Raw genomic sequence first — 13611 nt, 5'->3', positions numbered from 1 at the left:
TCGGTGTGCGCAGCGCACGGGTGGTGACGTCAGTGCTTCTTCTTGCCGACCGCCGTGGTGACGTCGTCGGAAACCGTTCCGGCGGCCTTCGACTTCTTGTCCGCACGCTTTTCCTTCAGCGATTTACCGGACTTCTGGGTCATGGAATTGCGCGGAGATTTGTCAGACATGATGTCGGTCCCTTGATAAAGAGAACCTTGTGGCTCCAATGGCCGAACCCTACGCCGATTTCACTGCGCGGTGGTCGTTCGGTCGACGCGGTTTCTGCGCTGCAGTCACCGTCGGAGGCTGCATCCACGTTCGAGGAGGTACACGATGACCACACCGTCGCCGGAACCCATCGGCACCGAGGACCGTGAAGCCGATCCTGCCGACCTGGTCGAGCAGAGTATCGACGTCCCCCTCGATGACGACGACTACCCGAGCACGTCTCGAACGGACTGACACCACCCATCTGCACAAAGCGCTGCGCATCCCGGTTCTTCGGGGTGCGCAGCGCTTTTTCACGTTCCGATCACCTGGTGGTCATCCACCGGCCGACTGGTCGTCACTCGGGTCACGAACGATCGTCGACTCGACACAGGGGGAGGGCTGGTGAGAATGGTGCGTCGATGGGCGTTCACGGTGGTGGCGATCGCTGTGGCGGTTCACGCAGCCGGATCTGCCGCTGCCCAACCGGTCACGGAACCGTCGCTGCAGGAGTCGGTGCAGACGTGGGCCGCCGAGATCGGTGCCCCGGGACTGGCCGCACAGATCGTCGACCGCGGCGGCGTCGTGCAGCAGGCCTACGCCGGAGTCGACGGCGACGATCGTGCTGTCGACGGTGATACCCCGTTCGTCTGGGGATCGGTGTCCAAGCAGTTCGCCGCGGCCACGGCGGAGAGACTCGAGCGAGACGGCGTGCTCGACGCGTCGTCCCCGGTCGTCGAGCTGGTTCCGCAAGCGAGCGGGATGCTCGTCGACCCGGCTGTGACGGTCGACGACCTCGTCCACCACACCACCGGATTGCCGCACGACATCACCGTCACCGACGACTGGACGCGTCGGGGATCGGCGATCGACGCCGTCACCGCGATGAGCGCACCGGACGGAACCGGGCCGCGCGGTGAGTTCCGCTACTCCAGCCTGAACTATCTGATCCTGCAGGCGGTGATCGAGCAGGCGACGGGGACCTCCTATCCCGACGCCTTGCGCCGCGAGGTATTGGAACCGGCCGCGGCCGCGGCGATCACCGACCCCGACGCGTTCGTCGATACCGTTCCGCCAGGGCATCTTCCGTACTTCGGGTCCGCTCGTGCCACCGATGTCGGCGTCGACTCCGCGGGTCTGGGCTACGGCTACCTCGCCGGCTCCCTGGACGAGTTGGGCCGCTATGCGTCGTGGCGCCTCGGCCGGCTCGAGGACGGGGAGACAGACGGCGCGGAGGTTCCGACCGGTCAGGGCACCACATACGGAAACGGGCTCTTCCACGAGACCATCGGTGGTGAGGAGGTCTGGTGGCATTCCGGAGCGGTGCCCGGTCACTACACCTACGTGGCCTTCGTTCCCGCGACCGGCACCGCAATGGTGTTGGCCACCAATCGTTACGGCGAGATCGAGGCGGAGCGCATCGCGGCCGTGGGGCGAAACCTGACGACCTCGGTGGTGGACGATTCGACGACGGCGCTGCCGGGATCGATGGCGCCCGTGGTGTTGGGAGTCCTCGGTGTGATCGTGGTGCTGCTCGCGATCGGCATCGTCATCAGGGTGGTGCGACTTCTTCGCGGCACGCCACCTTCGCACTCTGTGCGGGGCGCCGTCCTTCGCGCGATCGTCGCCGTCGTTCTGGGCGCGGTAGCGGTGTACGCCGTGGTGTTCGGGGTGTCCGCCTTCGCCGGAGCTCCGCTGTCGGTGATGGGCCGATGGGCGCCGGATGTGACTCTGCTGGTATGGGTTCTGCTGGGGACGATCGTGGCTGCGTCGGCGGTGTCCGTCGTGGGGCAGGTGGTGGGGATGCGTCGGCATCAGGCAACGACGGATGCGGTGCGTGCGCCTGCAGCGGGGTGATGATTGGGCTGCTTTCGGCCCGGTTTGCCGCACGACGTCGTGATGTCACCATCCGCCTTCCTCCACCGCCTGAACAACCCTGATCAGGTTGTGGCGCGGGTCCGCGACAACTACGCACGGTGCGGTGAGCCGCGGTATCCGCGGCTGCGCGCACCCGACGGTCGAATCGGCGGCACCTGTGTTCACGAGAGGCTCGGATACGCCGTTCGCTCTGCCCTTGACGCTCGCTCGCTGAGTGATATTTTCGAAGTGGTTAGTCACCCGAAGTAGTTCGTCGTCGGAACGGCAGCATCGGCGACACTCGACGAGAGGGGATCGAACATGAACCGACACGCGCAGGTCGTTCTGAAGCAATCGGTCGTCTTTACGATCTTCTACGGCGTCGTGATGGGCGTTGCGCTCAGTCTTCCGATCTGGCTGGCGATCGTGACCGCCCTTGTCGGCGGCGTGCTCTTCTTCGGGCTGATGTACGCGTGGGGGCCGGCGAACCCCCGGTTGGATCGACAATTCGAGGTGAAAGGGCACTCTCGCCGAGTGGGGTCCAGGCGACCGTGACTCGCCCGCGTCTCTTCGCGTTCACCTTCCCCATCTAGCCTCCGCCCCATGGCAATACGACGAGTTCTCGCGGCCGTATCCTTGTGCGCCCTGCTGGCCGCATGCTCCGCCTCGACCGAGGAGGCAGCAGCCGAACCTGCGTCACGGCTGGGCGAATTCGACCTCCAGGCCCACCGCGGCGGACTGGGCCTGGTCACCGAGAGCAGCATCGCGTCGTTCACCAACGCGCTCGAACTGGGCGTGACCACCCTGGAGATGGACACGCAGATCACCGAGGACGGGGTGGCCGTGGTGACGCACGACCGGCAGGTGTCGGACGCGAAGTGCCGAGACACCGAACCGGTCGCTGCCGGCGATCCCGAGTTCCCCTACGTCGGCAAGTACGTCAACACCCTGACTCTCGCCCAAGTGCAGACCCTCGACTGCGGATCCATCCCGCTCGACGGCTACCCCGAGCAGCGGGTGACGCCCGGTTCGACGATCCCGACACTCGACGCGGTGCTCGATCTGGTCAACTCGTACGACTCGACCGTCGAGCTCAACATCGAGACCAAGGTCGAAGCAGCGGCGCCCACCGAAACTGCGCGCCGGCAGCAGTTCGTCGACGTCGTACTCACGTCCGTCGAAGCCGCGGGACTCCTCGACCGGACGACGATCCAGAGTTTCGACTGGGGCGCGCTGCTCGCGGTGCAGGAAGCCGACCCGTCGGTGCGGCTGGTCGCGCTGACCGAACCCGATTTCCTCGAGGTCGGCGAGCCGGGAGCATCCCCGTGGCTGGGCGGGTTGGACATCGACGAGTTCGGCGTGGACCCCGTTGCCGCGGTCGCGTCGTTCGGTGCCTACGCCATCTCACCGGTGCAGGGTGACCCGCAGCGGGGGACGGTTTCCGACCCGGACTTCCAGTTCTACGTCACCCCCGAGATGGTGAATGCGGCACACACCAACGGTATTCGCGTGGTTCCGTGGACGGTCGACGATCCGGCCACGATGGCGGCGCTGATGGACATGGGCGTCGACGGCATCATCACCGACTATCCGGATCGACTGCGCGAGGTGATGAGCGAGCGTGGCCTCCCGCTGCCGGAGCCGGCGCAGGCACGATAGCCAACGAGCATTCGCGCGGTCAGGCGGCCGACTCGATGCGGAACATTCCCCACTGCTCGTCCCCGACGCCTGTGGCGCGCAGTCGGTGCCGAAGGAGTTCGTCCTCCAGCGTTTCTCGGTCGGTGACGTGCCACCGGTACTCGACGTCCACGGTGTCGATCTCGTTGTCGCCCTTACTCGTTCAATAGGTCATGTGCCACGTCATGGTGGCGTCGTCGACGCGTTCGGACCACGCGGAACCGTGATAGGTGCGATCACCGACCTGTTCGCGGGACATCTCGAATCGCGGGACAGCAGACGCCGTCGTCGGCTGCTGGAGGTTGATTACCGCGCAACCGTCGGCGGTCATGCCGGCCGCGATCGCACCCCAAAGGGCCTGTCTCGCATCGGGATCGAGATGGCCGAGGGAATTGATCATCGACGCGGGTGCCGAGACCGGTCCCCGCCCCAACTCGACGGCGGTGCGGGCGCGGAGATCAAGGCCGGCGAGTCCTGCGGCCACGAGGGGGGGCCAGATGCTGCCAGGGCCCCACGCTGAGCAGTTCGAGGTGGTCGGCAGAGCGGACGTACGGATCCACGTAGTCGATCACTGTTGCGGTCCTTCCGGTAATGCCCCGGGGGCGGGTGGCGTCGACTTTATCGACAACGATTATCAACAGTCACCTCGGTGGATCGGCCGGGTCGACGGCACGACCTCGTTCGTCCGGAGAATCGGTGTCCGAGCGAGCGGCCTCGACCGCGATATCCGGTGTGAGTCGTCCTTTCCCGGGGCATTCTGGATCCACCATCACCTGTCCTGGGGGGACACCATGACTTTCGACCTGACACTCACACCCGCACAGCACGATCTCGCCACTCGGGCCCACGACTTCGCCGAGAACGTCGTTCGACCCGTCGCGCAGCACTACGACCAGCAGCAGGAGTTTCCGTGGCCCGTCCTGCAGGAAGCCGCGCGGGCCGGGTTCTACTCACCGCTCTTCTATCGTGACCTGATCGGTGACCCCACCGGCCTGTCGCTGCCCGTGTTCATGGAGGAACTGTTCTGGGGTTGCGCCGGTATCGGGTTGGCCGTGGTGATGCCCGCGCTCGCACTCTCGGCCATCGGACAGGCGGCAACGCCGGAACAGATGCTCGAATGGGCGCCGCAGTGTTTCGGCACACCGGACGACATCAAGCTCGCGGCACTCGCGATATCGGAACCCGAGGGCGGCAGCGACGTTCGGAATCTGCGGACCACGGCCCGCCGGGACGGTGACGACTGGATCATCGACGGCCACAAGATGTGGATCGGTAACGGCGGCATCGCCGACGTGCATGTGGTGAACGCGAACGTCGATCCGGACCTCGGGCACAAGGGCCAGGCGCTGTTCATCGTTCCCGGAGGTACTCCGGGCCTCGAACTGGTGCGCAAACTGGACAAATTGGGTTGCCGCGCTTCCCATACCGCCGAGCTGAAGTTCACCGGCGTCCGCATCCCCGCGGCCAATCTGCTCGGCGGGGCGGACAAACTCGAACACAAGCTCGCCAAAGCCCGCGAGGCGGAGAAGACGGGCGCCAAGGGGCGCTCGGCCACGCTCGGTGCGCTCGAACAGACCCGGCCGATGGTTGCCGCGCAGGCGCTGGGCATCGCCCGCGCGTCACTCGAGTACGCCACCCGATACGCCAACGAGCGGGAGGCTTTCGGCGGTCCCATCATGAACAACCAGGGCATCTCGTTCCCCTTGGCCGACCTTGCGATGCGTATCGACGCGGCGCGCCTCCTCACCTGGCGTGCGAGTTGGATGGCGGCGAACAAGGTGAAGTTCGAGCGCGGTGAGGGGTCCATGTCGAAGCTCGCGGCGACGGAGGTAGCCGTCGCCGCCACCGAACGAGCGATTCAGACCATGGGCGGCTGGGGTTACATCACGGACCACCCCGTCGAGAAGTGGTACCGAGACGCCAAGCTGTACACCATCTTCGAGGGAACCAGCGAGATTCAGCGTCTGGTCATCGGGAACGCCGTGGCGGAGCAGAACGGTGCACCCCCGCTGCACGTGACGATGGAACCGGAGGGCGGCCCGATCAACAAGGCCTTCGGGCGCGGTAGCGAAACGCGGACCAAGGTGCTCGACAAGGCCATCCACGCGAAAGACAAGGTGCCGGAACCGGTTCTGCGCGGTGCGATGAAGTTCCTGCAGCCACCGGGGCGCTGAGTCGCCGGTCGAGCGCGGCGGCGACCATCACCCCGCCGCGCTCACGGAGTCGGAAGATTCTCGCGCAGGAACGCGATCTCGTCCACGATGAGCTCCGGGTAGCCCTTCCCGCCGGGGTAGACGTCGAAGTGCCCACCCGGGTAATCCCGACCAGCGGCACCCATCCGAGAAGCAAGTTCGCGGGCGGCACCCGGGGGAGTGATGTTGTCTTCGCGGCTCGTGGCGATGAAGGTGGGCGCACGACCCGCCTGAGCAACGACGTTCGGTGAGTAGAACGGAATCTGGAGCGCGGTGCGAGCCGTCGCGCGGTTGTCGAACGAGTTTCCCAGCACGGTCCGATACCCCTGCAGTGCACCGGGTTGCGGGAGCAGACCGGAAGATCCCGGCTCCGAGGCGATCGGGAGATAGATCGGTTCTCGTCCGACGGCCGAGCCGGCCAGATCGGCGGTACCCACGGCAGTCAGTTCGACCAGTGCCGGCACGGGAATGGTCGACACCGTGGCGATCCCGTTGACGTGCGGTGCCTGAGCCACGACTGCCCGTACACCGGGGATGTTCTCCGAGCCGAGGGACAGAACATGCCCGCCCGACAGCGATGTCCCCCACAATCCGATCGAGTCGCCGTCGACTCCGGGAAGGGCGCGAGCGGCACCCACCGCAGCGCGCCAGTCCTCGAGCTGGGAATCGATGTCGATGAGGTTGCGCGGTTGCCCCGCGCTGCTGCCCCAGTGCCGGTAGTCGAAGGTGACCACGTCGTAGCCTGCGGCGACGAACTCCGGAGCAACGTCAGGAAGGATTTTGTCCTGCGTGCTGCCCAGACCGAGGGCCATGACCAGCACCGGCCGCGCCGGCCCGCCCGGCTCGGAGTACCGCGTCGCGGAGACGTCCGTTCCTTCGACCGGGAACGTGAACGTGGTGACGGTGGGCGCCGCACCGGCCGTCGACACGGCCAGGATCGTCGAGGCGGCGAGGGACATCAGAACGACCGATGCTGAGGTGAGAAGGCTTCGCATGGGGGAAGTCAACAGGAGGAAATCGAGTCGACGAGTGCGATGGCGCGATGTTGTGACGGCCTACAGCGACACTGCGCGCTCACTCGAGGCGAGTCCGACCTGCTGAATTCGGCCGGCTTACCCCGTGACGACGATCGGCGTCGGGGGCTCGAAGCTCTCGTTCTCCGGCAACACCGGGTGCTCGGAATTCGCATCGATGTCTGCCATCGTCCGAGCTCGACGCAACGTCGCCGATCCCCGCCGGGCGGGCACCAGATCGTCGTACCAGGCGAACCACGGCATCCCGTACCGCGTGTATTCGGCTGCACTCAGCGGCAATGAGGCCGGCTCCGATCCTGTGAGCTCGAACCACGTTGCGCTGTTCACGATGTCGACGGTGAATCGCTGCCCGTGCTCGAGGTCCCAGGAATCGTGCGGAATCACGGGCGTCGCGACGGCCTGCGTGATGGAGCCGCCGGCGCCGAGCCCCATGGGTTCGGCAGCCATGGGTGCAGCGGAGAAGCACACGGTGGGTTCCGGCCGCATCGACTCGTACTTGCTCGCCAGAAGCGGGTAGACCGCGACCTGAATGCCGCCGCGAGCGGGGTCGGACGACAGCTGTTCCTCGACGGTGTGTCCGGTGCCCAACGGCGCCGCGACGAATTGCCGCACCGTGCCCTGCTCGGTGACGAAGCCGTCGAGCCACGGCTGGGCGGGGATCTCGCAATAATCCTCGGCAGTGAAGTCCGGGATCGGCGACCACGGCTCACCGGTGATCACGTTGATGCTTCCGCTGCTCATGGTGACGAGGAACGGGTAGTACGCGCGGAAATCGATCCAGCACGCTTCGGACTGCCACATCGGCAGCCGAAAGCGACTCGCGTCCTCGGTGCCTCGAACGGACAGCCGGCCGAGGCTCGGCGGTAGGCCATAGGTGGTGCCGTCGTCCGGAACCCGGAGGGTGCGCTGGAATGCGAAGGTCATACTCGCGTCGGGATGCACCTCGGGGCAGTCGACGCGAATACCGTCGTTGCTCACGTGAACCGCCATGGTGGTGCTCCTTGCCCGGCCGGGTGGCCTGTCGATGTGTGTGGAGGGATGTAAGCACGGGGGTCCGACAACGTCGTGCGCTCGAACGTTGGGCGCCGCGGCTGCGAGCGCCCGTGCCACGACTGTTCCCACATCGCCTCGCACGGCGGACCGCAGTCGCTACTGTGGTCTGACCACACCTCGGAGGCGCCATGCGGATCGCCCTGTTCGTCACCTGCCTGGCGGACGCCCTCTTTCCAGACTCGGCGAAAGCCACTGTGTCGCTTCTCGAACGGCTCGGCCACACCGTAGTGTTCCCGTCGGATCAGACGTGCTGCGGGCAGATGCACGTCAACACCGGATACCTCAAGGAAGCCGCGCCGCTGGTCCGTCACCACGTCGAGGTGTTCGAGCGGGCGACGTGGGACCTCGCGGTCGCACCGTCGGGATCGTGCGTCGGGTCCGTCCGCCACCAGCACGCGATGGTCGCCCGACGAGCCGGCGACGAGGACCTGGCCACCCGTGCCGAGGACATCGCCGCCCGCACGTACGAGCTGTCCGAACTGCTGGTCGACGTTCTCGGCGTCACGGACGTCGGCGCGTACTACCCGCATCGCGTCACCTACCACCCCACCTGCCATTCGCTGCGGATGCTGCGGGTCGGGGACAAGCCGCTGGAACTGCTGCGCAACGTGCGAGGCATGACGCTCGTCGAACTGCCCGACGCCGAATCCTGTTGCGGCTTCGGCGGAACGTTCGCGCTGAAGAACTCGGAGACGTCGACGGCGATGCTGTCGGACAAGATGGCCAACGTCCTCTCTACGGGTGCCGAGGTGTGCAGCGCGGGGGACTCGTCCTGCCTCATGCATATCGGCGGGGGCCTGTCCCGGCTGCGCACGGGCGTCAAGACCGTGCACCTCGCCGAGATCCTGGCGTCGACGGAGGCAGCATGACCACGTTCCTGGGTTCGCCCGGCGTGTTTGCTCCGGGGGCGGGCAACATCCGCGGGGAGGAGAGCTTTCCGAAGGCCGCGAAGCGCGCTCTGCAGGACACCCAGATGCGACGCAACGTCGGGGCCGCCACCCGCACCATTCGCGAGAAGCGCCTCGGCGCCGTGGCCGAGTGCGACGACTGGGAAGAGCTACGCCTCGCCGGCAGCGCCATCAAAACCGACGTGATGTCGCGGCTGCCGGAGCTGCTGGAACAGCTCGAAGTGAACGTGACCGCGCGTGGGGGAGTGGTGCACTGGGCACGCGACGCCGACGAGGCGAATCGCATCATCACCGACCTCGTCCGGGCCACGGGCAGCGACGAGGTGGTCAAGGTGAAATCGATGGCCACCCAGGAGACGGGGCTCAACGAGTACCTCGAAGCCGAGGGGATCGCCGCGATCGAGACGGACCTCGCCGAGCTCATCGTGCAGTTGGGTGACGACAAGCCCAGCCACATCCTCGTCCCCGCCATCCACCGCAACCGCGCGGAAATTCGGGAGATCTTCCTGCGCCGCATGCCCGGTGTCGACAGTGCGATCACCGACGAGCCCCGCGAGCTGGCGATGGCGGCCCGCGAGCATCTGCGTCGCAAATTCCTGTCGGCGAAGATCGCCATCAGTGGCGCGAATTTCGCTGTGGCCGAGACGGGGACGTTGGCGGTTGTCGAGTCCGAGGGCAACGGCCGCATGTGCCTGACGTTGCCGGACACGCTCATCACGCTCATGGGCATCGAGAAATTGGTGCCCACGTTCGCCGATCTCGAGGTGTTCATGCAGCTGCTCCCGCGGTCGTCGACGGCCGAACGCATGAATCCGTACACCTCGATGTGGACGGGGGTGCACGAGGGCGATGGCCCGCAGAACTTCCACCTGGTGCTCCTCGACAACGGGCGGACCAACGTGCTCGCCGACGAGGTGGGTCGTGCTGCGTTGCACTGCATTCGGTGCAGTGCGTGCCTCAACGTGTGCCCGGTGTACGAACGGACGGGCGGACACGCGTACGGGTCGGTGTATCCGGGTCCGATCGGGGCCATCCTGTCCCCCCAGCTCACCGGCACGACGGGTCACGACGACCCGAATGCCTCACTGCCGTATGCGTCGTCGCTGTGCGGGGCGTGTTTCGACGCCTGCCCGGTCCGAATCGACATTCCCGAGATCCTGGTGCATCTGCGGGCGAAGCAGGTCGATTCCGAGCGCGGCGGTGTCCCCGGGGCGCAGGAGATCGCGATGCGGGCGGCGGGATGGGCGATGAACTCGCCGAAGCGGTTCGGGATGGCGGAGAAGGCCGCCGGGGTCGGACGGTTGCTGGCGGGGAGGAAGGGGCACATGGAATCCCTGCCGTTCCCCGGTTCGCTGTGGACGACGAGTCGCGACACGCCGGCGCCCCCGAAAGAGACGTTCCGCCAATGGTGGGCACGGACGCACGAATCATGAACGCCAAAGAGGAAATCCTGCAGCGCATTCGGTCGGCGACGGTGAACGGCCCTGCCGCACCGCCGGTTCCTCGGGATTACGACCGGGCCGAGCTGGTCGGTCGCGGGAACGTCGACCGATTCGCCGAGACGGTCGACGACTATCGGGCGCAGGTGTTCCGGGTGTCGGAGGCCGGAATCGCCTCGACGGTACAGTCTTTGGTGGCTCCCGATGCGCGCGTGGTGATCCCGACCGATCTCCCCACTGCGTGGGTCGAGGGCGTGGTCACGGTGCCCGACGTGGGCTTGTCGACGGACGAACTCGACGGTGTCGACGCGGTGATCACCGGCTGCCGCGTCGGGATCGCGGCGACGGGGACGATCGTTCTCGATGCGGGCGTCGGGCAGGGGCGACGGGCGTTGACACTGGTACCCGATCACCACATCTGCATCGTGCGCGCGGACCAGGTGGTGGACACGGTGCCGCAGGCGTTCGCGGTACTGGACGCGACGCGGCCGCTGACGTTCGTCAGTGGACCGAGCGCGACGAGCGACATCGAACTCAACCGCGTTGAAGGTGTGCACGGGCCGCGGCGGTTGGATGTGCTGATCGTCGGTTGACGTCGCTGCAATCAAAACGATCGTTATGCAAAGGTGACGGCCATTCGCCGATTGGGTTGTTACGTTCCCTGGAACGAGCACCCGACGGAAGGCAAGTCCAATGTCGAAGCAGCCCAGTGCGACCACCCGACGATGGGCCGCACGCGCGGCGGCGGTGCTGACGTCCGCCGCCGTTGTTGCGGGAATGGCGGCCGGAACAGCGTCGGCCGATCACCCCGAGTACACGATGGTTCCCGGCCACACCTACACGCTCGGTGAGTTCAATGGCATTCAGTGCACGGGGCAGCTCACCACCAATGTGCGCACGCCACACGATCGTCCGGGCGCGGCGCTGGTGTCCCTGTCGTGGTTCTCGTACTTCAGCACACCGTGCTCGGTTGTGGCGCAGGTCAACTGGCACAATCTGGACACGAATCAGCGTGGTACGTCGGCAACCCGAGTGACAACCACGGGCCGGGGCCCGCTCCCGCCGCCGATCACCACCGGCAACGTCGTCGACGTGGTGACGGGGCCGGGGCGCGTCGTCGTCACCATCACCACGGAATCTCTGCACTTCGTCGCCGCGCCGCCCGTCGAGGTGCGGGTGCCCGCGTGACGTGGGCGTCGGCACGGCCCGTGCGAGCGGCGTGCGTGTCGGTCCTCGCCGCGCTGGCACTTGTCGGGTGCACCATCGGTGACGATGCGTCGACACCAGGGAGCACGCCGACCACCGCATCCGCGGCGCCGGAGCCCCCCAGCGACGGGCCGAGCACTGTCGCCGCGCCCGACGGTCAGCCGAGCGGGACCGACGAGACAGCGGGCGCCGAGATATCGACCGTGCCGGACGGCAACCCCACTCCCGCACGTCCGGGGTCTGCGGAAGTGGCCGTCGACCCGGAGTTGTTCCGTAACAGCGGAGCCGACGGTGACGGTTACTTCCTACAGTCCCCGTCGGGCAACATCTCGTGTGGCATCTATCCGACTCCCGGCGCGGCCGGGCCGGTGGGCTGCCAGGCCGTAACCAGTGTTGCGCCGGTGGACGGGCCTACGTGCAGCAACGCGGAGAACGACAAGTATGCAGCGCGCATCGAACCCGCCGGGGCGGTGCACTTCTGCACCACCCAGGGCATCTACACGGCGCCCGACGCCGCGGTCCTGCAGTACGGGGAGATTCTCACGGTCGGCGACGCGTCGTGTGTCTCGCGTGAGGAGGGCATCTCCTGCCTCCTGGCGGGCAGCAACGCCGTCCTCATGTCGCGGGAGGCGAATCTGACCTACTGAGCGCGGCGTCCACTCGCCTGTGGTCTCATGGATCTCGACACGGGGTGCCGAACCGCTCGGCTGAGATCACACCCGTCGAACCTGTCCGGGTCATGCCGGCGGAGGGATGTCGAGATGCGTGCGTTGCCGTTCACCGATCAGATCGTGCTCGTGACGGGCGGTGCCCGCGGACTGGGCGCCGCGATCACCCGAGCGTTCCTGGAACAGGGATCGCGGGTGGTCGTGAACTACCACCGCAGTGAGTCCGCGGCGCAGGCGATCGAGGCCGAGTTCGGTCCCGACCGCGTGCTCGCGGTAGCCGCCGACGTCACCGAGCGCCCTGCCGTGGAATCGATGTTCGCCTCTGCGCGTGAGTATTTCGGTTCGTCGATCACCACGGTCGTCAACAACGCGTTGATCGACTTCTCGTTCGACGGGGACGCACGGGCGAAGGCCGACGTTATCGAATGGTCGGCGTTCGACGCCCAACTGCGCGGCAGTGTCGCCGGAACGCTGCACACGACGCAGGCCGCGGTTCCCGGTATGCGTGAGCAGGGGTTCGGTCGCGTCATCACCATCGGCACCAACCTGGTGCAGAATCCGGTGGTTCCGTACCACGATTACACCGCCGCCAAGGCTGCGCTGCTGGCTCTGACCCGTACCTTCTCGCACGATCTGGGACCGGACGGGATCACCGTGAACATGGTGTCCGGCGGCCTGCTGCGGACGACGGACGCGAGTTCGGCGACACCGCCCGAGGTCTTCGACATGATCGCCGGCAGCACTCCGCTGCGGCAGGTGACCACTCCCGCGGAGTTCGCGGATGCGGTGCTGTTCTTCGCGTCGCCCTGGTCGAGGGCGGTGACCGGTCAGAACCTCGTCGTCGACGGCGGATTGGTGAAGAACTGATGCGGCAGCTGCACCTGAACGCGTTTCTGTTCGGGTGCGGGCACCACGCGGCGGCGTGGCGGCACCCGCAGTCGTCAGTCGAGGTTTATCCCGCGTCGTCCTCCCGCGCCCACGCGATAGCGACGAGGCGGCGCAGGACGTCGAGGTCGATCTGGTCGAGTCTGCGGACGTACACGCAGCCGGCACCCTCGGTGTAGGTGCCGAGGGAGGGGAGCAGAGCGGCACCCTCGGGCAGGTCCTTGAGCCCGTACAGCGACAGTTGCGTTTTCCGGGGTGAGAAGGCGACCTTGGGCCAGTCGCCACGTGTGCGCGAGTTCGCCGGTGACACGAAGCGGTAGCTGCCGTAGCCGACCATCGATGGACCCCACATCACCGGCTGGGCGCCCGTCACCTCGGTGAAGATCTCGGCGAGACGGAGACCGTCCTCGCGGCGACGGGCCGGGGTCGCGGCGGCGAGGAACTCGTCGACACTCGCGTCGGTCGGCTGGGTCTTGATCTCGGACATGGGCGGATCCTGTCAC

Annotated in this window: 17 protein-coding genes and 1 riboswitch; of the genes, 11 read left to right on the top strand and 6 right to left on the bottom strand. The window is 66.8% G+C overall.

Annotated elements, in window-relative coordinates; all coding sequences use genetic code 11:
* Positions 1-29: 29 nt before the first annotated feature.
* Positions 30-170 (bottom strand): hypothetical protein, encoded by a 141-nt coding sequence (locus ACY466_RS16375; RefSeq protein ID WP_463246620.1) that lies wholly within the window; start codon positions 168-170, stop codon positions 30-32.
* Between the two features lie 145 nt (positions 171-315).
* Here ACY466_RS16375 and ACY466_RS16370 point away from each other — a divergent pair, with 145 nt between their 5' ends.
* The 4 genes from ACY466_RS16370 to ACY466_RS16355 all read left to right on the top strand — a co-directional run bounded on the left by ACY466_RS16370 (position 316) and on the right by ACY466_RS16355 (position 3705).
* Positions 316-444, top strand: a complete 129-nt coding sequence (locus ACY466_RS16370; protein WP_463246619.1) for a hypothetical protein — start codon at positions 316-318, stop codon at positions 442-444.
* A gap of 156 nt (positions 445-600) precedes the next feature.
* Positions 601-2046 carry a serine hydrolase domain-containing protein gene (locus ACY466_RS16365; protein ID WP_463252332.1) on the top strand — a complete coding sequence of 482 codons (1446 nt, stop codon included), beginning with the start codon at positions 601-603 and terminating at the stop codon, positions 2044-2046.
* Between the two features lie 321 nt (positions 2047-2367).
* Positions 2368-2601, top strand: a complete 234-nt coding sequence (locus ACY466_RS16360; protein ID WP_463246617.1) for a hypothetical protein — start codon at positions 2368-2370, stop codon at positions 2599-2601.
* A gap of 48 nt (positions 2602-2649) precedes the next feature.
* On the top strand, positions 2650-3705 hold the full coding sequence (locus tag ACY466_RS16355; protein WP_463246616.1) for a glycerophosphodiester phosphodiesterase family protein: 1056 nt from the start codon (positions 2650-2652) through the stop codon (positions 3703-3705).
* 19 nt (positions 3706-3724) lie between these two features.
* Here the strand turns inward: ACY466_RS16355 and ACY466_RS16350 are convergent, their stop codons facing one another.
* Positions 3725-3856: a hypothetical protein gene (locus tag ACY466_RS16350; protein WP_463246615.1), complete on the bottom strand. Its 132-nt coding sequence runs from the start codon at positions 3854-3856 to the stop codon at positions 3725-3727.
* 30 nt (positions 3857-3886) lie between these two features.
* Entirely contained in the window at positions 3887-4207 is a 321-nt protein-coding gene (locus tag ACY466_RS16345; protein WP_463246613.1) for a hypothetical protein, read from the bottom strand.
* Positions 4208-4514: 307 nt separating this feature from the next.
* Between ACY466_RS16345 and ACY466_RS16340 the strand changes: the two genes are divergently transcribed.
* A complete protein-coding gene (locus tag ACY466_RS16340) occupies positions 4515-5897 on the top strand; it encodes an acyl-CoA dehydrogenase family protein (RefSeq protein ID WP_463246612.1) in 1383 nt (460 codons plus the stop codon).
* A 41-nt stretch (positions 5898-5938) separates the two neighbouring features.
* Here the strand turns inward: ACY466_RS16340 and ACY466_RS16335 are convergent, their stop codons facing one another.
* The gene (locus ACY466_RS16335) at positions 5939-6910 is read right to left on the bottom strand and encodes an alpha/beta hydrolase (RefSeq protein ID WP_463246610.1); all 972 of its coding nucleotides are present in this window, start codon (positions 6908-6910) and stop codon (positions 5939-5941) included.
* Positions 6911-7027: 117 nt separating this feature from the next.
* Positions 7028-7939 (bottom strand): hypothetical protein, encoded by a 912-nt coding sequence (locus ACY466_RS16330; protein ID WP_463246609.1) that lies wholly within the window; start codon positions 7937-7939, stop codon positions 7028-7030.
* Positions 7940-8130: 191 nt separating this feature from the next.
* On the opposite strand from ACY466_RS16330, the gene ACY466_RS16325 reads away from it, so the two are divergent.
* The 6 genes from ACY466_RS16325 (at position 8131) to ACY466_RS16300 (ending at position 13090) form a co-directional block, all read left to right on the top strand.
* Positions 8131-8871, top strand: a complete 741-nt coding sequence (locus tag ACY466_RS16325) for a (Fe-S)-binding protein (protein ID WP_463246608.1) — start codon at positions 8131-8133, stop codon at positions 8869-8871.
* Entirely contained in the window at positions 8868-10343 is a 1476-nt protein-coding gene (locus ACY466_RS16320) for a LutB/LldF family L-lactate oxidation iron-sulfur protein (protein WP_463246606.1), read from the top strand. The genes ACY466_RS16325 and ACY466_RS16320 overlap by 4 nt, the downstream gene beginning before the upstream one ends.
* Complete coding sequence (locus ACY466_RS16315) at positions 10340-10942, top strand: LutC/YkgG family protein (RefSeq protein WP_463246605.1); 603 nt, start codon at positions 10340-10342, stop codon at positions 10940-10942. Before ACY466_RS16320 ends, ACY466_RS16315 begins: the two co-directional genes overlap by 4 nt.
* A 100-nt stretch (positions 10943-11042) precedes the next feature.
* The gene (locus tag ACY466_RS16310; RefSeq protein ID WP_463246603.1) at positions 11043-11537 is read left to right on the top strand and encodes a hypothetical protein; all 495 of its coding nucleotides are present in this window, start codon (positions 11043-11045) and stop codon (positions 11535-11537) included.
* Positions 11534-12202 carry a hypothetical protein gene (locus ACY466_RS16305; RefSeq protein ID WP_463246602.1) on the top strand — a complete coding sequence of 223 codons (669 nt, stop codon included), beginning with the start codon at positions 11534-11536 and terminating at the stop codon, positions 12200-12202. Before ACY466_RS16310 ends, ACY466_RS16305 begins: the two co-directional genes overlap by 4 nt.
* 30 nt (positions 12203-12232) lie before the next feature.
* Positions 12233-12326: riboswitch (TPP riboswitch) on the top strand.
* On the top strand, positions 12317-13090 hold the full coding sequence (locus ACY466_RS16300; protein WP_463246600.1) for a 3-oxoacyl-ACP reductase: 774 nt from the start codon (positions 12317-12319) through the stop codon (positions 13088-13090). It overlaps the preceding riboswitch by 10 nt.
* 85 nt (positions 13091-13175) lie before the next feature.
* Here ACY466_RS16300 and ACY466_RS16295 read toward each other — a convergent pair whose 3' ends face one another.
* On the bottom strand, positions 13176-13595 hold the full coding sequence (locus tag ACY466_RS16295) for a DUF1801 domain-containing protein (RefSeq protein WP_463246598.1): 420 nt from the start codon (positions 13593-13595) through the stop codon (positions 13176-13178).
* Positions 13596-13611: the final 16 nt, after the last annotated feature.

It is taken from the genome of Rhodococcus sp. K11/5 (assembly GCF_055193735.1).
This window is presented reverse-complemented; position numbering and strand designations above follow the sequence as displayed.

Bases quoted from the DNA above. Each gene is read 5' to 3' on its own strand.
- ACY466_RS16375 (WP_463246620.1), bottom strand. From the start codon at position 170: ATGTCTGACAAATCTCCGCGCAATTCCATGACCCAGAAGTCCGGTAAA.
- ACY466_RS16370 (WP_463246619.1), top strand. From the start codon at position 316: ATGACCACACCGTCGCCGGAACCCATCGGCACCGAGGACCGTGAAGCC.
- ACY466_RS16365 (WP_463252332.1), top strand. From the start codon at position 601: ATGGTGCGTCGATGGGCGTTCACGGTGGTGGCGATCGCTGTGGCGGTT.
- ACY466_RS16360 (WP_463246617.1), top strand. From the start codon at position 2,368: ATGAACCGACACGCGCAGGTCGTTCTGAAGCAATCGGTCGTCTTTACG.
- ACY466_RS16355 (WP_463246616.1), top strand. From the start codon at position 2,650: ATGGCAATACGACGAGTTCTCGCGGCCGTATCCTTGTGCGCCCTGCTG.
- ACY466_RS16340 (WP_463246612.1), top strand. From the start codon at position 4,515: ATGACTTTCGACCTGACACTCACACCCGCACAGCACGATCTCGCCACT.
- ACY466_RS16335 (WP_463246610.1), bottom strand. From the start codon at position 6,910: ATGCGAAGCCTTCTCACCTCAGCATCGGTCGTTCTGATGTCCCTCGCC.
- ACY466_RS16330 (WP_463246609.1), bottom strand. From the start codon at position 7,939: ATGGCGGTTCACGTGAGCAACGACGGTATTCGCGTCGACTGCCCCGAG.
- ACY466_RS16325 (WP_463246608.1), top strand. From the start codon at position 8,131: ATGCGGATCGCCCTGTTCGTCACCTGCCTGGCGGACGCCCTCTTTCCA.
- ACY466_RS16320 (WP_463246606.1), top strand. From the start codon at position 8,868: ATGACCACGTTCCTGGGTTCGCCCGGCGTGTTTGCTCCGGGGGCGGGC.
- ACY466_RS16315 (WP_463246605.1), top strand. From the start codon at position 10,340: ATGAACGCCAAAGAGGAAATCCTGCAGCGCATTCGGTCGGCGACGGTG.
- ACY466_RS16310 (WP_463246603.1), top strand. From the start codon at position 11,043: ATGTCGAAGCAGCCCAGTGCGACCACCCGACGATGGGCCGCACGCGCG.
- ACY466_RS16300 (WP_463246600.1), top strand. From the start codon at position 12,317: ATGCGTGCGTTGCCGTTCACCGATCAGATCGTGCTCGTGACGGGCGGT.
- ACY466_RS16295 (WP_463246598.1), bottom strand. From the start codon at position 13,595: ATGTCCGAGATCAAGACCCAGCCGACCGACGCGAGTGTCGACGAGTTC.